Source organism: Saccharopolyspora shandongensis (genome assembly GCF_900106995.1).
Taxonomy (GTDB): Bacteria; Actinomycetota; Actinomycetes; order Mycobacteriales; family Pseudonocardiaceae; genus Saccharopolyspora; species Saccharopolyspora shandongensis.
The window spans coordinates 48,154-68,979 of record NZ_FNOK01000035.1; the positions used below are offsets into that span (position 1 = coordinate 48,154).

Here is a 20,826-nt window from a genome sequence, read left to right on the forward strand (position 1 = left end):
TTACTCCGCCTCTTCGCTCGACTCCGCGATCGGCTCGTCCGTCAGCGGCCCCGCACCGAATCCATGCGATGCCTCCCCGCCCACCACGACCGGCTCCTCGGCCACGACGTTTGCCGCATCACTCGATCCCAGGGGAGACAGCTCCTCCAGCACCTCCGTGTCGGACCTGGCCCCGCTGGGAAGACCGCCGGGGGCCTGGAGACCGTACTCGGCGGCGAGAGCGTGGGCTCTGTCGGTAGCGGCTTGCTCACCACTCGTGTACAGGCTGTCGGTAACCAGAACGACGATATCGTTGATCAACGCCATTCGCGCGGCTTGCACCGGGGTGGGATCGCCGATGTAGAGCGGCTGGCCGGCCACACCGGCGGTGATCTGCCGAGCCCGGGTGGTGAGCTCGCGGAACTTGCGCTGGGCCAACTTGTCGAGCCGCTTGCGGGCGGAGATGACGTCGAACTTGCGCTGGGCCAACCTGCCGAGCCCATTGTCGGCGGGGTCCGCCTCGTGCACCAAATCCGCTCCGGCCTCATGCCCGGGGACCGCCAACGTCCCGGCAGACACGTCGGCCCCGGTAGCCGTGCCACTGCCGGACTCGCCATCCGACTCACCGATCAACCGGTCATCCGCGCCATGCTCCGGCGAGTCCGGACCCGCCGGGTCCTCTACGGCCTGCTGCGCGCTCGATGACGCCTCGCCGGCAGATTCATCAGCCGACATGTCGCGACCGCTGCGGCCTCCCTGGTCGCGTGTGTCATCCCCTCGCGCGTCCGAGCCTTCGGATGCCTGCGAGTCCTGCGACCGACCAGCGCCATCGGGTCGTTCGGGTGCGGGGTAGACCTTCTTACCCGGGTTTGTCTCGTAGTCGGTGACGCTCAGGATGTCCCCCGCCGGGATCGTGCCTATATAGGCGATCTCCTTTTCCCATGAGAACGAGTAACGTTCCTCCCATTTCTTGAAGGTCTCACCTACGTCGATTCCCGGCTTCGAGGTCCTGACCTCGTACACGTACCGGCGTTTATTGTGCCGATACGTGGCGTCATAGGTGGTCGACACGAATTGTGAACGACCGGACGTCTTGACGTGAGACGTCAGCGAACTGATGTTTTCGGGAGACTTCGGGCGCAGGCCATGCTGCAGCACAAGCTCGGGGCCTTCGTCCAGCGCGCGATAGACGACCGTGCCGGGCTTCGCCAACACGAACCCGCGCTCGCGGTCCTCCTCCACGACCAAGTCCCAATCCAGGCCGCCGTCCGGTGGCGTCACCACCGGACGCTCCTCTGACGAGTCATTCCCAGAGGACGGTGTTCCGCCGAGGAGACCGGTCCCACCGGTGAAGCGCTTCCCCCGCAACGCCGCGCGCAGCTCAGTGATTATCCGCCTTTCAGTCTCGGCATCATCTTGGGTCAGCGCGGCTGCAAGGCGCTCGTGGAAGGAGCTCAGCCTCGAACGGTCCACAATGTACACGGAGTTCGTCGCCCGACGCTCTGCGACGTACGCTTCGACCTCAGCCTCCACCTGGGCAGCCGCACGCGCACCCGGCGTCTCGGACGTGTCTGTCCCGGGGCCACCGATCTCGGTCGTAGCCGACTGCGACGGTCGCTTCCCCTGCCGGACCTCGTCCCGCCTATCGACTTCAGCGGCGTCGGAGTCATCCGACTGTGGATGACCAGACGACGGCTCCCGGTTCTCAGCCTGCGCGTCATCGTCAACGGACCTGTCGCGCTCCCGCACCTCACGGCCGGTGCGCTCATCGCCGCGGTACTCCGCCTCTTCGCTCGACTCCGCGATCGGCTCGTCCGTCAGCGGCCCCGCACCGAATCCATGCGACGACGCGAACTCCTGACTGCCGCGGCGCGATTGCCAAGCACCGGATCCGGGCAGCAGCGCGGACAGGATGCTACTGCGACGCGACGGCACGGCAAGCCCGAACGACGACATCGACGACGCACTGCCCCGACGCGAGTTCCCATCGCCAGATCCGGACGACGACTTCGACCACACACTACTGCGACGCGACGACCCGGCACCGGTTCCGAACGACGACATCGACGACGCACTACCCCGGCGCGAGTTCCCATCGCCAAATCCGGACGACGACGAAGAGCCCTGGCTACCACGACGTTGCGGGATCGTCAGCTCCGGCGAGGAGTGACTCACGGGCCGGACCACCGCGTTGACCTCGACCGCGAGCCTCGTGACGCGCTCCTGGAGTTCCGCTGCGGTCTGGATACCGTTCGCCATCTCCCGCATCAGAGCGACTGCCGCACGGCCTCGCTGCTCGTCCGACATCTGCTTGTACGGCGCCGCCTTGCCCTTGCGAATTGCGAGCAGACCCGGGTCCGCGCCGGTCAGCTCGCGCAACTGGCTCATCAGCGCCCGCATCTCCGGAGCCAACCTCGTGTCCTGGGCTACTTCGTACGCTCCATCCGGATTGCTCCGGCTCGCGCTGAGGGCGCCCTCGGCCGCGGAGATCAGGCGGTTGAGGTACTTCGAGGATCGGTAGATCGCTACGCCGTCGTTGTCCGCGTAGTGCTTCAGGTCCTTGAGGAAGTCGCCGAACTGCTCGTTCATCGACTGCAGGTACTGGCTGTCCGTCAGCTTCAAGGAGCCGCCCGCCTGCTGGTTGGCGACGACGTCGCGGAGGGCGCCCGCCGAATGGTATGCCTCCGCGGCGTGCGTGAGAGCAGAGCTGACCAGTCTTTGCGCGTTCTGCGCCAGGCGATCCAGCAGCGGGGCGATCTCGATCTGCAAGCTCATCCTGCGTCGAGCTCGGTACTTGGCCTCGACCTTCCGGGCCTCGGCCATCTGCTGCGGGTAGAGGGAGTTCTTGACCCGGATATCGCTGCTGTTCGGCATGAGAAGCCTCGTCCGCCGCCTGCTGGCCTCCGACTGCCTGTTCAGTGCAGCGGCGGCGTCATGGCGCTGCCGGGCTTCCGACCAGATCTCGTGGCGCCGCGCGATCTCTGCGCGGTTCCCGTCCGGTGCGGCCGCCATGATCCGTTCACGCAGCTTCTCCAGGTAGCCTGCCCACTCGGACTGGGTCATGTACAGGTTCAGCTTGGAGAGCGCGGCGACGTCCTGGTCCCGGGCTACCTTCTGACGACCCTCCAGCGTGACGGCCGACATCGGCAGACGGCGGGCGCCCTTCTCGGGCAGGAAGGCGTTCGCGTAGACGTTCGTGTCGAAGACGGTCGCCGATTCCTTGCCCCACGCCCTGCGGAAGCGACTGTTGAACTCCTCGACCACCTGCGCATCGCCCGGCCCCGCGACGGTCACGTCGTAGTCGGAGGTGAGATCGGTACTACCGACCGCGCTGGAAGTCGCACCGAGGTAGCCGCGCAGGACCTCTTCGAGAAGGTTGTCGACGTACCGCTTGCGGTACTCGACCAGCTGACGCATCTTCTCGCGCCCCAGGGCACCCTCGCCGAGGTACTTGCGCTTGGCCTCCTCCCAGTCCACATCGGCGTTCCTCAGCAGCGACAAGGCGTCCGCATCCGCGGAGTCCTCACCGGCAGCGGTCCCGTCGTCCCGCCAGGCGGAGTGGTCCTCGCCGTCCGGATTGCCGATCGCCTCGTTGCCCTCGTCCCCGGCTGGTTCTTCCAACTCGGGAATCGTTTCCAGGCGCCCTGAGGATTCCGACGCCGCACGGCGCTGCTCGTCATTCCGCCGATTTGAAGCACCGCCGGGACTCACAGTGCTGTTCTGGCTCTGAGCACTGGACGAGCTCTCGTCACCGACATGACTCTGATCGGAGTCGGCCGGCGACTCCGGGCTGCCTCCGCGCAGGCCGTGAACGGGGTAGAACTCCGTGTACTTCACCAGACCGCGAGCGAAATCCAACGCCTCCGCACGGCCCTCCTGCCGCAGCACGTGCGCGATCAGTTCCACGTGTTCGCGGAACCGGCGCCGGTCGCCTTCGGTGACGTCGAGGCTCAGCGGCGGCTGAGCATCCGCCTCCCGGGCGATCGCCAATACTTCCTCGGACGGCTGCACATCGGCGCTCCACTTGCCCTTTTCCAGCCATGCGAGCAACTCCGCGAACCGCAGCCCCCACTCGGCCCGAGGCGTCACCCGCGCCGCGCGTTCCAGGACGCCATCGGCGTTGCGCGTCGACGAGGACCCGTCGGCTCCTAGTTCGTCCTGCGCCCGCCGGGAACCACCGCGCAGACGCCCACGACTGTCGCGGCGGGAACCACCGGAATTGCCATCCAGGTCTTGCTGCTGCCTGCGACGCTTGGCCGGCGGGGCGTCCTGGCCATCGGAGAACGGGCGGTAGTGCGTCGGCAGTTCCTCGTAGACGATGCGCGTGACCGGATGGCCGTCCGGTCCGAGCCGGTTGGTCGGCTCCACCGAGACGACGCGGAACATCGCGTTCGGCGGCAACCCGACCAGGTAGTTCGTGCCGTCCGCACGTAGCTGCCGGGCGGCGGCCCATCGATGCCCCGGGGCCGGGCGGTAGACGATCTCCTCTGCGCCCACCCCGGTCTCGCGCGGCGCGGACTCGGCAAAGACGAACTCACGTGTCGGGACGATCAAGCCCACCGCCGACGGGTTGGCCTGACGCACCGCACGCCAGGTGCGCACCTCTCCCCCCTGGTACTGCGGGAACGCGGACAGGCCGCGGGCCGCCGCCCCTGCGACGATCGCTGCCCGCTGACGCTCCTCGATCGAGCCGGAGTGGAGATCCGGCTGCTGCATCCGGCCGGAGTAGATCGACTCCAGCGTTAACGTCGCGACGAGACCGAGATGGGAGATCTGCCCAGCCATCGCGCTCGCCTGACGCGACTCGTAGGCATCGAGGACGCCGGGGTCTCCCCAGTGGCTCACGGTGGCGTAGACGTCCAACGCCGTCAGGGGCGCGCCGCCGAACGGCCCGTGCAGATTCTCTTGTGCGAACCGGGCGGCCGACCACCCCGGGAACTCGCTCAGAATCCAGCCAAGAGACGACCAAGGCGCCTGGCTTCGCGGGTCCAGGAGCAGGAAAGCCGCTATATCAACGAGACTCGCGACGTCCAGTCCGCTGCTCCGCGCATCCTCGACTCGGTCGGCGAGGGCGCTGGGCCAGAAGCGACCGGTAGCAGCGAGCTCGCGGAACCGCTCGGCCGAAAGGCCCAGGGGTGCCCGGCGCTGCTCGACCCAATCCTGCAGGACCTTGCCCGGGGAGACGCGTTCGCTGTGCGTCCTGGCGAAGAACTCGGCCGGGGTACTCGCCCACGGGGCTGTGGTGGCGCGTTGTTCGGCGAGGTACGCGAGGAGCAGCGGCCGGTTTCGAACACCCATGCCGTGGTCTTCGAGCAGGCGCGTCACCTGGGCGAACCCGCCCCAGTCCCGGATCATCCGCCGGTAGTCGTCGCCGAAGGTGGCCGGCCGCAGGCCGAGCCGGCTCACCCGCCAGTTCTCAACCCACCTGCTCGCCGAGTCCGGGCTCCGGTTGATGAGATCCACCAGCGACTCGCCGCGTGCGCCGAGGTAGGCGTTGAGCTCGCCCAGGTCGCGCACCTGCACCATGCCGGGCTGCAGCCTCCTGAGCAGCCTGTTCAGCAGCCCCACGGCGGGCACTCCGGCCTGGCCGAGCCGGTCCTGGACTCGCCGCGCCCAGTCTTCGAGCGGCATGCCGCGCTGCACGAGTTCGCCGACTTCCGTCTCGAAGAACGGCAAGGCGCTGGGATCAACACCCAGCTGGGTCGCGGCGCTGAACAGCAGCGATCCGCGATCTTGCGGGAGCCCGACCGCGTCGGCCAAGCCGACCAGCCCGTCCGGGATCTGCCCGGTGGCCTCGATGTGGTTCCGCAGCTGGTGGGTCGAGTCCAAGCCCAGCCGGTGCTGCAGGCGCGCGAACCGGGCGATCGGCGATTCCCCGTTCAGGACCGATTCGCCGAACGCCCGATCGCGGACGACGTCGAAGCCCCTCTCCCGCAGGTAGATGTCGACGAGGTCGTGCAGGTCGCGGCGGAAATCCGCAGCGGTTGGCGGATCGTTCGCGTAGTCGGAAACGTCCTCGGTGCCCGCGTCCGGATGTTGCGCGGCATCCATCTGCTCGAGTCGCTCGACCGCCCCGAACCAGTCGCGTTCGGCGTAGAGCTCGCCCAGATCGCTGGGATCCCGGCTCAACAACGCGTTCAGCATGCGCAACGCCGTCCGCCGGGACTCGCCCGACGCCGTGGCCTCATCGATGGCACCGAACAGGGTGTTGCGCTGCTGCTGACCGAATGCGCCCATGATGAGGGCGAAGTTGCGGAGATCAGCGCCCACCTGCCTGATCTCCGCCTCGCTGGCACCGTGCAGTGCACGGCTGAACGCGACCAGCTGCCGCCCGTCGACTCCCACCATTTCGCCCAGCCGACGAATCTCGTCGGACACCGGGTCGTCCACCGGTTGCAGCGTGTGCTCCGGATCGGATTCCACGAACGCCGGCAGCAGCTCCTCCGGCGTCTGCGATGGTGCCTCGCCATCCCCGGCCGGCAGGTCGTACGGTGGCGGGTCCGGCTCGGGGTAGCGGGGTGCTAGCAGGGAATTCTCCGCAGAAGTCTCCTCGAAGAACCTCTCGAGTTGTTCTTCGACGTCCGCCGGATCCGCCTGAGTCAGGTCATCTTCGATGCCCTGCTCCAGCAAGTAGTCGTGGAAGTCGTTCAGCTGGTCAGGTAGTGAGTCGCCGGGAACGCGGCTCATCCGCCCGAAGATGCTTCCGACCGACTGCCGCATCGACTCGGTCCCGGCCAGCAAGGCGGGAACCGAGCTGCCGAACTCGGTCATGAGCAGTTGCAGCCGGTCCAGCGCCACCGTGCGGGAGATATCTCCCACTCCCACGTCCTGCAAGAAGTCGCTCAGGGCGGCGAGCTCGGCCTCGTGCCGCAGGCCGACAGCGCCGAGCACGGCCTCCACGCGGGCGCCGAACTGGTCCACCAGTCGCGTGAGAGCCTGACCCCGCCCGCTGATCAGGCCCTGCATCACCCGCAGGTCCGCGGCGAACAGGTCGGCGAGGCGACCGGGTTCCAGGTGCAGGTCCTGCAGTCTGATAGCGCTCCGGAGGAGCAGCTCGGGGTCGATGCGCAAGACGCGAGCAGCTGCCGCGATCTCGACGGGCACTCGCCCCAAGGCCTTGGTCACCTCGACCACGGCGTCGGGCAGGTCCGGCGTGTGCACCAGTTGCTTCAGCCGGGGGATGTCGCGGTCGGGCCGGAACCACTCGGTGCCCGCGAACTTGTCCACCCAGAGCAAGTCGTCATCGGTCAACTGAATCGGCGCCGCCCGATCGGCTGCCCACTCCGCCACGACCTGCGTGCGCTCCTGCTGGTCGTTCCGGAGGCCGTCCACGGTCATCCCACGATCGGCCACGAACTGCTGGAAGTCGGCCAGTTCGGAGATGTTCACGATGCCAGTTCCGCCGAACCAGGACAGCTCGTCATCTTGCAGGTCCGCGAAGCTCAACCAGTCGGAGATGACGCCGGCGATGTGCTCCCGCCGCTGCGTGCTCTCGTCGAGCCACGACAGGTCCAGCTCGACGGCCTGCGCATGCGGTAGCCCGCTCAGCAGCAGCGCCATCCGCTCTGAGATGTGCCTCTCCCGGGCGTACTCGCTGATCGCATCCCACCGGTGTGCCGGGTCCGGGTTCTGCTGAAAGACCTCTACCGCTAGCGGGAAGTCCTGCGGTTTGAGGCCGTGCTCGTGCATTTCCTCGACGACTTCGACGACGTCCAAGTCTCCTGGACCATCGTCGTGCGGCCCGAGGTCGACGAGCCACCGGGCAGCTATTTCCCGCATTCGCAGCGGATCGTTCCGCAACTCCACCAAGGACAGCTCGTTCTCATCCAGGTATCGCAGGAAAGCTCGGAGTTCACCCGCCTTCGCGGCGAACGGCGTGCTTCGGTTGGACATCCAGCTCATCAAGCCGGGCAAGGTCAGCCCTCTGGAGTAACGCAGACCCGCGATTCGCACGCCGAGCTCGTCCCCCCGCGGATCGACCGCGGCCAAGCCGAAGTGTCCGAGCATCTGCGCGAGGTTCAAGCCGCGGTCCCTGAGCAGGCCGACGAACACGCCGAGCTGCTGAGAGTCCATTTCGGACCAGGCCAGCTGCAGACCCGCGATGGCCTCGCGGTCATCGGAGGTGATACGGCTCTGGTGGTCCTCGAGCTGTTCGCTGAGCTGCTCGGCGTTCATCCCGGAAAGCTCGGCGCGGTGGCGCAGGATGGTCATCAAACCACCCACATCCAGCCTCGGGTCCACGGCATCCAGGCTCCTGACGAACTCGCTGAGGCTGCCGACTCCGATCCCGGTCGTCAGGCCCCGGAATGCGGCCAAGTCGTTCGGGATCATGCCGACGGCGCTGAGCGCGCCCTCGATCAGGTAGGCATCGGCTCCGACCACCAGCGCGTCCACGTCGGCGACATGGATCCCCAGGGATTCCGCGACTTCCTCGCGCCGCTGGCGCTCTTCGTGCTCGCGCCATTGCGAGACGACCTGCCGGCGCTGATCTTCCGGTGCGACACTCCAGCTTTCCAAAGGAGCACCTTCGACGAAGTCGCCCTGGTCCGCGAGGTAGTCGTTGAGACTCTCCCAGTCGTGGCGTTCCAGGCGGTGCTGCAGCGCGGCCGCGAGGAACCGGTTGCGCTGCCGGGAGTCGGTCAGCTGAACATTGTCCAGATCGCTTCGCAAGATTTCGAGGGAGTCGTCGTGGCCCTGGGCGAACCTCTGGAGGTCCGGCAGGACGGATGCCAGCAGCTCGGGCCGGATCCCCAGCTCTTTGCTCAGCTCGGCCACGCTCTGGACCGGCACATCCCACCGCGCGGCGAGGGCGGTGATGTCCCGCGGCACGTGCTCGATTTCGCCGAACCACCGCAAGAGATCGGCAGCCTGGTGAGAGCCGGCGGGCACACCTAGTCCACGCAGCACGTCCAGCGCCGCCGGAAGGCGGAACCAGTCACTGCCGTCGGGCATGTGCCCGCGCCACCCCGCCCCGAAAACGGCCGCTGCCAGATCATCTGGCCCGGAGTTCGCCGCCGACACGAGGTAGCCGATCCGATTCGCCAGTCCTGGGATGCTCAGGTCAGCCGGCCGGAGGCCCAGGCGGACCAAGTCCGGGATCTGCGAATACGAGAGTCCGGCGTTCGCCAACGACTGCCGCAGCTCCCGACCGGCTTGATCGAACCACTCCTGGTTGAACTGCGACAAACCCGTCGGGGACAGCTCCATCAGCCGCAGCCGATGCCGGATCTGGCCGCTGACGAGGTCCGCGCTGTCACCGTTGTCGCGCATCCGGGCGATGCTCGATGCCGCCGGTGCCAGCACGGACAGCGGCACCGACAGCCGGAGGGCCACTTGGAGCAGATCGCGACGCGGCAACCCGGTTTCACCGCTGACCTGAGCCAGCTCCGCCTCGAGCCGATCGACCCGCGAGCCCGCTCCGAGGTAGCGCACCAGTGCGGGCAGTTCGTTGCTGGAAAGCCCCGCATTCTGCGCTGAAGCGACGACGGCCTGCGGTCTGAAGCCTGCACGTTGCAGTTCCGCCAGCTCGTTCGCCGACAGCCCGAACCGCCAGCGGATCACCGTATCGCGCCCTGCGGTCGAGCCCTGGGCCCGCAGCTGACCGGGCGTGCTGCCCTGGGCGTGCAGCCAGTCATCGAAACGCACGAGATCCGCGCCGGTGAGGGGATCACCGAGGCCTGCGAACCACGCGAGGTCCTCGATGCGCAGCCCGGTGCCGGCCAGGCGGTGCGCGATCGCCATCCGTCGAGCGCTCTCCTGGTCGGTACCCGCCTGCACGGCCTGTTCGATCGCTGCCGTGAGGACGTTGTCGTGGGCGACGAGTTGAAGGTGCTCCACCGGTCCCGCCGAGCCTGACGGGCCACCCGCGTCCTGCCAACCGCTCTGCGAGGAATCGTCGAACGCTCCCGTCATCTCGGAGTCGGACGACGCTCCCGCGGGAAGGCCCTCGGTGCGTTGGACGTCGTGCTCGACGACGAGATCCTGCGCGAGTCGGTTGGCGGCGTCCACATCGCCATCCGCGTGCAGCCGTTCGGCGACGAGGATGGTGATGTCGTCGATCAGCTCCTTCTGCGCGCGTTGTTCGGCGGTGGGCTCGCCGATCACCAGAGGCGCATGGCCTACAGCACTGGTGATACCCACGGCTCGGGCGATGAGCGCGGCGTAGTGTCCCTCGGGGAGCTTGCCGAGGTTCGTGCGGGCAGCCGCGACCCGTCGCCGCAACTGGTCACGGGGTCCTTCCTCCGCGAAGGCAGACGCCTCGTCGACGTCGGAGTCGTGCTCGTCGTGGGTGGCTTCGCCGTCGTTGCGGGCGATCGCGGCCCGCAAGTCGGCCAGCGCCTCGTTGAACGTTTCCGCGTTACCGCTTTCCAGCGCGTGCTCGATCGACTCCTTGAACGACGCCAGCCGCGCCGGGTAGCCGACGACGACCCGACCCTCTTTCCCCTGCTGGAGGATGTGGCGCTGCACTTCCTGCACGATCAGTGCCGAAGCAGCTTCCGGCAGGTACTCCGGATTCCCCTCGAAGACACCCGTGTTGAAGACGAAGTCGCCCTTCTTGTGGGGAGCACCTTCGAGTGCGAACTCGTCACCGATGTATTCGGCACCGATGATGAACCTCTCGTCGATGCCGCCCGCGAAGGCGATCTCGCGTTCGTGTCTGAACTTCGCCGCGGGGCCGAGCGTCGCGTTCACGGCGATACCGCCCGGCGCGAAGATCCAGTAGCGCCACTTGCGCCCCTTGAAGGTGAAGAGCGAGTTCATCGACGTGCTCACGTACATCGCGTCCGTGTACAGGCGCACGTACTCCACCAGCGAGACGTTGTGACCGTCCGGCGCCGTGTTCCCCGGGTTCTTCGGGAAGAAGCCCGGTCGCCAGTCCCCTGCAACGTCGCCAGTGCCCATGAAGATCTCGTCCGGGGGCGGCTCGGCGATGCGATAGACGAGCACCGGTTCGTTGATCACCAACGGACGCGGGACGATGTTTTCAACGGGCACATCGACCACAGCCGCCGGCGGCCGGTTCTCCGACCATTCGTACCTCCGCAGCCGACCGGCGAGCCCCGCTTCGACCGGCTGTATCGCGCCGATCCCGGTCTTGGCCACGACATCCGGACCGTGCCAGACGTACTCGTTGTTGACGACCGTCGCCGTGACGTTGATTCCATCGGGAACACCGATCGCGGTGACTTCAATTCGGCCGTCCGCGTAGGCAGTGCGCGACCACTGTCCGTTATCGCTCAGCTGGACGACGCGGTCGAAATGCACGTCCGGCGCCAACCACCACTCCGCGAACTCGTGGGGCAGATTTTCGTCCCTCCTTTCGAACTCCGAGAGTTCGCCTTCGTCCAACCGAATCGGCGACCAGACCTCACCGGTTTCCGGGTCGATAGTCCGGACGTCATCATTGATCAGGTCGATTTCACCGGTATCCGTGGTGAACGCCAGCCGCCGGGAGTACTGACCGTTCTCGTTCCAGTGCTGGAATTCGAGTATTGCGACCCCATCGCCTTCGTTTGGCACGACGCCGAGATGAGCCGCGCCGATCAGGTCGACGAACAGCACCTGGTCACCGTTTTCGGCGCGGCGGAAGTGGCCGACGCCCTGGCCGTTTCGGTAGGTCCAGATCGGATCGCCCCACTCGACGCCGTCGAGTTCGACAATCTCGGACCCGAAGACTCGTGCGGCCGCCGTGGCCAGTCCCTCGTGCCACATCTGCGCGAAGTGGGCCAGGTCCTGTTCCGCCAGGGCGAGCAGGGTGCCCTGCCAACCATTGGCTCTGGCGAATTCAGCGAAAACGCGCCAGTTCGCGAAACCGATGCCATACCCCTCAAGCATCGACACGAGCTCGTGGAACTGCCATCCCGTATCCACTCCGGCGAGCATGGAAAGGGTGTCGATGATGTCTTGGAGCCCGTGTCCCTGCATCCACTCCGGGGCCAGCAACGCCGCATCTCCCGGTCCGATGCCCAGGATGCGGCCCAGCTTCGCGAGTTTGGCCGGCGCCAATCCGACTTGTCCCGCGACCTCCGCCAGCTCGGTCGGAATGCGTCCGAGCTCGTGGAACCAATCGAAGAGCTCGTGCATCCGCCTGGAACCCGCTGGAGCATCCTCAACCCTCATCATCTGCAGCGCGTCCTCGACGACGAACCACTCCTGGGCCAAGAAGGACCGCTCGTCTGCGTCGAGCTCGAACAGCTCCGCCAGCCGTTCCCGGCCTTCGGCGGATCGCGCGTTCTGCCCCAGCGGGATGCCTTCGACGAGCACCCACTGCCGAGGCGAAGCACCGTAGTGGTCCTTCGAGCGGGCCACCGCATCGACTGCCGCCGCCAGGCTCGGCTGCGGCGGGACCAGCAACAGGACGCTCGGATGGGTGCCGGCCAGAGCGGCAACGCGAAGAACGTCTCGTGGGGACATCCCGAGCTCCCCAGCGACTGCGGGCAGTGCGGCCCCGACCGAATCGAGATCGAGGGACTCGGCGAGAGCTGCCAGGGCCTGCCGGTCGTCGGCATCGAGCTGCAGCGAGTCGGCAAGCTCCGCGAAGTCAAGCGCCGCAGGGGCGTTCACCACGCTCGTGGAGACGATCTCCTGGAGCACGGTTCCACCATCGTCGTTCGAGACCACCCGGAACCGGCTGCCCGCAGGATAACCGATCCTGTCCTGCGGCAGGAGGCGCGCCGAATCCCACTGCGCATCGGCCGCAGGCAGGAGGACCACTCCGCCGGCGTTGGCGTTCAGCGACGCGAAGGCCGCAGCGGTCAGGCTGAACTCCTCGCCAGGCTGTGCGTTGACCAACCACCCCATCGAATGGTCAGCCGTCGCACGCACCCCGCTATCAGCCACCGGGAAGCGACGCAAACCGTTGTTCACCAAGGCTTCGACCAACATCTTCGCCGACCGATCATGCATGGCCGCGAGGATGTGGTTCAGGGCCCCTGACGCCGCCTGCAACGCTGCCAAGACCTCCACACCGCCGAGGTCGCCATCCATGACGTCGGACATGTTGCGCTCGAACAGGAACGGCATCGTCGCGAGTACCACGCGCATGAGCTCGTCGTTGTGCCAAAGACTCCGGTAGAACTCGCCGTCCGCATCCGTCGCCGTGAACCCCTCGACGACCCGCCTCGCCGCCTCCCCGGGGTCCTGCCAGCTCCTCATCCAGCTGATCGCCGAATCCAGCACGTCACCGAGCTCGGCGTCCTTGATGCCCGTCTTCTTGAGGTACTGCTCCAGGCCCCCAGCGAACAGGTACAGATCCGCAAGATCCTCCGCACCGAAGCGACCACCCGACACACCCGGCTGCGCCAACGCAGTCAGCGTCACCTCGTCGAAACCGGGAATGCCGCGAAGCAGCTCCAGCTTCCGCGAGTCGACCTCGAGCGCGTGCTGCTCGGACACCAGTGACACCGAATCGTCGGACGACGCGACCGGCATCTCGTCGCCGACGACCGGTGCGCCGCTCGGCTCGGCAACGGCCTGCGCCAGCTCGTAACCGTCCGCAATGGCATCGGTCGACTCCAGCTGCGCACCGGACTGTTCGGCCCCACCGACGTTGAATGCATTGCTGTCGTGGCGGGCGATCGCGGCCCGCAAGCCGGCCAGCACGCTGTTGAACGCTTCCGCGTCGCCGCTTTCCAGCGCGTGCTCGATCGGCTCGTTGAACGACGCCAACCGTGCTTGGTCGACGACTGCGGGCCGGCCCTCGTTCTTCTGCTGGTGGATGTGGCGCTGCACTTCCCCCGCGATCAATGCCTGGGCCGCCTGCGCCGGGTAATCCGGCAGCCCGTCGAAGACACCCGTGTTGAACACGAAGTCGCCGCGCCTGTAGGTCACATCGCCGACCGTGACCTCCGAGCCGAGGTATTCGGCACCGATGATGAACTTCTTGTCGATACCGCCTGCGAAGGCGATCTCGCGCTCGTGCTGGTTGTTCGTCGCGGGGCCGAGCGTGTCGTTCACCGAGATGCCACCCGGCGCGAAGATCCAGTACCGCCACTTGTGGCCGCCGACGTTGCCGAAGTACGAGCTGAGCGACGTGCTCACGAACATCGCGTTCACGTTCTGGTCCACGTACTCGACCAGCGAGACGTTGTGATCACCGATCTCAGCTTCGTTCCCGGGGTTCCTCGGCAAGAAGCCCGACAGCCCGCCTCCGGTGGCGCCGTCGGTGCCGTTGAAGATCATCTCCGGAGGGTTGAGGTCGGCACGGAAGACGAACAACGGCTCGTTGACCACCAACGGGCGCGGAACGATGCTCTCAACGCCCACCTCGACGACAGCCGCCGGTGGCTGACCATCGTTGCTCGACCACTCGTGCCGCAACAGTCCGGCGATTCCCGCCTCGACCGGGCGCAGTGCTCCGATCTTGGTCCTGGCAACGAAGTTCGTCGCAGACCAGCGGTATCCGCCGTTGTCCACCTCCGCCGTGACGTTGATGGCATCCGGAACGCCGATCGCGGCGACGTGAACCATGCCATCCACGTAGGCGGTGCGGAGCCACTGGCCGTCCTCGCTCCGCTGGGTGACCCAGCCGACTTCCACGATCGGCGACAGCCAACGTTCCCCGACCGCGTGGGGCAGGTGGTCGTTCCCGTTCGACACTCCCTCGTCCAACTGGATCGGCGACGGCTGCTCCGGCTCCACCTCGCCGGTTTCCGGGTGGGCAGCCTGGACATCGTTCTCGATCAGGCTGACTTCGCCTGTTCCCTTGACGAACTTCAGTTGCCTGGAGTACCGGCTGTTCACGTTCCAGTGCCTGAACCCGAGCGTCACGCTCTCCGGGTCTTCACTGGTCACGAAGCCGAGGTGGACCGCTCCGGTCCGGTCGACGAACAGCACCTGGCCGCCGTCGTCAGAGCGGTGGAAGTAGCCGATCTCCTCGCCGTTGCGGAATGTCCTCAGTGGATCGGACTGCACGACGCGCTGGAGTCCGGTCGCGAACTGGTCCACGTCCTCTTGCTGCAGCGATTCCAGGGCATTGGCGGGCACGAGGCCGAATGCGTCCTCGGCGATCACCGGGGCGGTCTCGTCGAACACCGCGGCGCGGCCGTTCGAGATCAGGTCGAAAAGGTCGTCGTGGTCGAACAGACGCTGATCGTCGCCGTCACCGGGATCGAAGTCGTTCTCCGCACCGTTGCTCTCGACCGGGTAGTCAGTGCGCTCGGGCACGTCTTGCTCGGTCGCCACGTCGTCGCCGGAAATGTCGAGTGCGTGCTCGGTACGGGCCAGCCGTTCCTTCCAGTCGCGCGTCAGTTCGGTCAGATGTTGGGTACCCTCCAACGTCAGCAGCGCGCCCTGCGCCCCATTGTCGTCGGCGAAGGTAGCGAACTCGCGCCAGCTCGTGAAATCGATGCCATGCCGCGCCAGCATCGACACCAGCTGCGTGAACTGCGGCCCCGTTTGCACACCCGCGATCGAGGAAAGGTCTTCCGCGATCTCGTCGAACCCCCGTCCCTGCGACAATTCCGGGGCGAGCAGTGCGGCGTCACCTGGTCCGACGCCCAGGCGCTCGCCCAGCATCGCGAGCGCGGCCGGTGCCGATCCGACGCTTTCCGCCACCTCAGAGAGTTCGGCCGGAATGCCTTCGAGCGCCTGGAACCACCTGAAGAGATCGCGCATCCGAGGGGAACCCGCGGGAGCGTCCGCGGCCCGCATCACCTGCAGCACGTCCTCCACCTGGAACCACTCCTGTGCCAGCAGAGATCCTTGGTCCCCGGCAAGGTCGAACAGCTCCGCCAGCCGCTCCCGGCCTTCGGCGGATCTCGCGTGGTCCCCGAGCGGGATGTCGGAGAGGAACACCGATTCGCGGGAGAACGGCTCGTAGTGGATCTTCGCGTAGGACACCGCGTCGACCGCGTTCTCCAGGCCGGATTCGGACTGCTGCGAGCCGCCCGCCATCGATCGGATCGCCTCGGGCGGGACCAATAGCAGGAAGCTCGGGTGGACGCCGGCCAGTTCGACGACCTGGAACACGTCCTGCGGTGCTACCCCCAGCTGCTCGGCGACGGTCGACAGCGCAACCTCGACCGAGTTTCGATCGAGCGACTTGGGCAGGCCCGCATACTCGCGAAGCTGCTCCAGCTCCTGGACGAAGGTGTCGATCTCGATCGCGGCCTGCTCGGACACCTCCGACGCCGCGTCACTCGGCACGAGCGGCGGCTCGGCCACGACAACCGGTCCGCCGCTCGACTCCGTGACAGGCTGCGACGGCACCGAACCGGTTGCCTCCGATAGGTTCGCGGCGGGCGATTCCGCGAACCACTTAGCCAGGCCCGTGAGGGAACGATCGGGGCCGCCGAGCTCTTGCGGTACACCCATGCCCGACAGGCCGCGAGCCGCGAGCCGGGCGCCGAGCGCCTTCGTCAACGCGCTCCGCGGGTCCAGGCCGGCGGCCACCATCGTGTCCACCGCCTGCTGGACTTCCAGTTCCTGGGACAGCTCGGCCAGCCGGTCCGCGAGGACACCGAGCTCCTGTGCGATCAGATCCCGGACATCGACGAACTGGAACTCCTCCGGCTGCCCGGAGTCCTCCCGCACCACCTCGGTCTGCTGTTGTCCCGGCGAGCTCGGTCGCGCACCCGAACCGGACGGACCAGCCCAGCTGGACGGACCGACGTTGTCGTCCTCCGCCACCTCGGAGGTGAGCGGAGCTCCGCCGAGCAATCCATCAGTCCGTCGGACGCGGTGTTCGGCGGCGAGAGCACGTGCGAGTTCGCGGGCCGCGTTCTCGTCGCCGTCAACGCGCAACCTATCGGCGACGAGAACGGCGATTTCGTCGATCAGCGCCATCCGCGCGGCTTGCTCGCCGGTGGGTTGACCGATGTAGGTGGGCCACTTGGACTCTTCCTTGGTGATCTTGCCGGCGTCGGTCGTGATCTCGGCGTGGCGGCCGGTTGATAGCTTCCCGAGCCTCTTGCGGGCGGCTTCGACCTCTTCCGCCAACTGCATGTGGGACTTCTCGTACCCGACGAAGACGGCCATCTCGGCGACGGCGGCATCAAGGGCTCCGATTTCGGATTGCGCGGCGCCGCTCTCCCATGCGGAGTACAGCTGTTGGAGCGCCATCTGGAGTGATCTCTCGGCGCCGGTCGCGTTCAGGCTTTCCCTGCTGGTGGATGCGATGGCATTCGAGGCGTGTTCCGACACCTCGGGCAGGGCGGGCACCGCGTCCACCCGTCGAGGGCGTGACCCGTCAGCGGGGAACATCCGCCACTGCTTGCGCCCCCCGCCTCTTTCGACCAGTGCCACGACGTCCTCGCCCAGCTCTTGCGCCAGCTTCGAGGGCGTCGTCTCGGTGAAATCGAGCGGCTGGTTCCGAGGTGCCTCGGTGGAGAGCAGCACGATGTGCCGTGCGCGGCGGCCGACCAGGTTCCACACGTTGGCGGCCGAAACCGGTTCGTCCCCCGGCAGGGAGACGAAGCCGGCTCCCTCGGTGACCGATGCCGGCAGCCACGGAGCCGGCGAGCGGGGCGGGTCGCCGACGACGGGGTTCTCGAAGGGTTGCGCGTCCGACGACCTCACGTCGAACTCGACCGGCATCCCGACCAGCGCGTTCGCGCCTTCCAGGCTGTGCTCCGCCCAGCCAGGCAGGAAGCTCAGCTTGGATCGGATGACGATGTCGTACTCCGGGACCGCGCTGTAGCGGCGCCAGGTGACGTTCTTGGTCTTGGTGGAGTTCTCCAGCGTCGTCGTGTTCGACATGCCGTGGGACGTGGCATCGCCGAACTGGCCCGCGCTGTCGGGCCCCGAGTAGCTGTGCGCCGCCTGGTCCAGCTGCGCGATGCCCAATCCGGCGTTGCCGCCTCGGTCGTGGGTGTCGCTGTTGGCTTCGGTGCGGTTCTCGCCGTCCTTGGTCTGGTGGACCTTCCCGGTCCACGCCTCCCGGAACCTCGGGTCCGTCAGCCGGGCGCGCACCTGCACTTCGTACTTGGCGGACATGAACCGGTCCGTGACGATGAACTCGGTCGTGTAGCCGTCCTCGCCGAGCATCCGCCGCCGGAAGCCCAGGTTGCCCATCAGACTGTCCGGCGAGAAGAGCGCGTCGATCTTGGCGCGGTTGTGGGTACCCGGCCCGAACCAGCGGCGCACCAGGTCCTCGTTGCCCCGGGCCGCGCCGATGGCCTCCACCAGGCTCGTCGTCAGCCGGTCATCGCGGAGGGCCTTGGCGAGTTGCAGCGACGGGGTGGTGCGGGCGGTCTCGGTGATGTCGCGGCGTGTGCCGGCATCGCTCGTGTCGGGCCGCTGGCGCAGCAGGAACTCGGGAACTGCCAGGTCGACCGAGCCGGACAGCCTCCTGAGGTTCGGCGGGATGCCGACCGCGCGCCGGTCCGGATGGCGGTAGGCGTACGACCCGGCCCTGCCCTCCGTGATGGTGGACAGCAGCAGCGGCGGCACCTTGTGCTTGTGGACGGTGATCTCCAGCTCGACCGGGGCACGCACCGCCGCCCGGGCATCGGAATCCAGCCGGTCCTGGCGGTAGCTGCCGGTCTCGGTGGACTGCCGGCTGCCCTCGTCCTTCGACCAGCCCAGCGACGCGCCCGGCAGCAACGCCTGGTTCTCCTGCAGGCTGCTGGTCTTGCCCGGAACGACGGACCCGACGGAGACACCGGCACCCAACCCGACCCCGCGGGAGCTACCGGCCCCCAGCGCCCGGGTACCGGTGGCCTCGGAGTAGCCCGACGCCCTGGTGTCGCCGTACTGGAGGTGTTCGGCCGACCCGGGAGCCTGCTTGGCACGAACGCTGATGGTGTAGTGGTTCTTGCCGAACCACTGTCCACGGTGGACCGTCTCGTCCCAGCCTCCGTTGAGGATATGGCGGATGCTCGCCTCGTCGTCCAGCTGCAGCAGCGCCTCCATGACGTCGCTCAGCGGGGCGGGTTCGCCGGATTCGGGCTTCCAACCGGGGAACAGCTCAGGCGCCGCGTGCGCCACCGCGCGGGCAGCCCACTCCGACAGCGTGCCAGGGCCTGCCTGCCGCGGATCGAGGTTGAAGCCGGTCACCGTGACGCCCTTGTCCAGGCCGCGGCCCAGATCGGTCAGCAGCGGCAGGTCATCCGGGAGCCGCTTGCTGGACACCGGCGCGCCGGTGTCCAGCGAGCCTGCCGCACTCGTGTCGGACCGGACGTACCGCACGCCATCACGGATGACGACATCGATGAACCGGCTGCTCGTACCGTTCGGGTACGGGCTGATCGCCTCCCACTTGCGGTTCGGCTGACCCAGGAAGTGCTGCCACGCATCGGCCCGGACCCGCACCACCAGGTCCGCGGAGTACATCGTCAGGTTCGCCTTGCGGGACGCGGCGGTCTTCGTCGCGCCGGTCAGCGAATCCTCGTCGCTGCCCGAAAGCCGTGCGGCGAAACCGAGCCTGGCATCACCCACGCCGGCGAGGACCTGTCCGCTCAGCTCACCCGAAAGGCCGGAGCCGCGCCCGTGCGACACCAACACCTCGGACTTGGTGACGTTCTCCCACCGCGCGTCGCCCGCGACGGGACCGAGCGCACGCTCGTTGTACACGCGCATCTCGAAGCCGCCGCGCTGCATCCGGTCGAAGAAGGTTCCTTCGCGGCCACCTTCGTCCAGGACCTGGATCCCGCGGAACATCCCCGCCACCCGAGTCCGCCACCACTCCGGGTCGAGGTCCATCACGAACTTCGGATCGTGGCTGCACTTGCGGGCGGGCGCGTCCTGCGGCTGCCGGTCGGACGCCTCGTCCGGTGCGGTGGCTTGCCCGACCGCCGCTCGCGCCTTGTCGAAACCGCCGACGACGGCGTGCGTCACCGCGTCGAACGCGTCGACCACCCGCACCCGGCCGCGTTCGTACCTGCCGTCCTTGGCCGCCAGCACGGCCGAGGTCTGCACATCGCGGAACGCTTCGTTGACCACCTGGTAGCCGTCGGCCACCGACACGACCACAGAGTCCCGCATGTCGACACGGCGGGCCTCGTCGAACTCGTGCACGTCCTGCCGCTGCGGCGGCCCCGGGTTCCAGCCGTTGTCTCCGGTCTCGTCGAGCAAGAATCGCGCAACGCGGTACTCGACGTGGGCCGGGAACACGATCCGCGTCGGCCCGAATCCGCCCACCGAGCGCGACAAGCCGCGCCTGAGGCTCCGGTCGCGGGTCTCGGTGACCTTCATCTCCAGCTCGAACGCGCGGGAGACCAGATCCGCCTTCCCGGAGTACTTCAGCCGGGACCCGGTGGCGGCCGACACCCCGAATCCGCTGGAGACCGACCGGTCGCCCCGGGCGCCTCCGCCTACGACGCCTCCGACGTAGACCTTCGCGCCGTACCCATCCTCCCGGACCTTCCTGCGCAGCCCGACGGCCACCTGCGCGTTCCAGCCGAACGCGCCCTTCAAGCCGGCCCGCCGCCCCGTGTTGCGCAGCCGCGTCGCGTGGAAGCTCGCGTCCTTGTCCAGGCCCTGGCGGTGCGTCACCTCGCCCAGGGCGCCGCTGACCTCGAAGGCGAACGTGCGGCCGCCGGCCCTGACCTCGACGCGGTGCGGCTGGGCCGCCCGGCCCTTGATCACATCGAACCGGTTCTCCAGCGCGTGCGGGCCGAGTCCGGCACCGAGCTGCCGGTCCACCTCCGCCCAATCCACTGTGGACTCGTCGATGCCGGCGCTCGCGAGGCGCTTGCGGATGTGCCGGCCGGCCTCCACGAGGAGCTGAGCGGCCCCGCGCAACCTGACCAGCGACGTGAACGTGCCATCACCGTCGAGGACGGCCTGCGCCCTCCTCCGCTCCGCACCGCTCACTGCGCGTCCGCGTGGCCCGCTCAGCCCGGCCCGCGGCTGGTTCTCCGGGTCCAAGGCGTGCTTCAGCACCGCCTCGAACTCCTCGGCATCCGC

The 20,826-nt window shown here is 67.7% G+C and carries 1 protein-coding gene (only partly in view); it reads right to left on the reverse strand.

The window, feature by feature from the left end; genetic code table 11:
- On the reverse strand, nt 1-20,826 hold the 3' portion of the coding sequence (locus tag BLW84_RS29705; protein WP_093271903.1) for a scabin-related ADP-ribosyltransferase. 14,625 nt of this gene lie beyond the right edge of the window; 20,826 of the gene's 35,451 nt are visible here — the last part of the coding sequence; the start codon falls outside the window, past its right edge — the gene reads right to left on this strand; it ends in the stop codon at nt 1-3.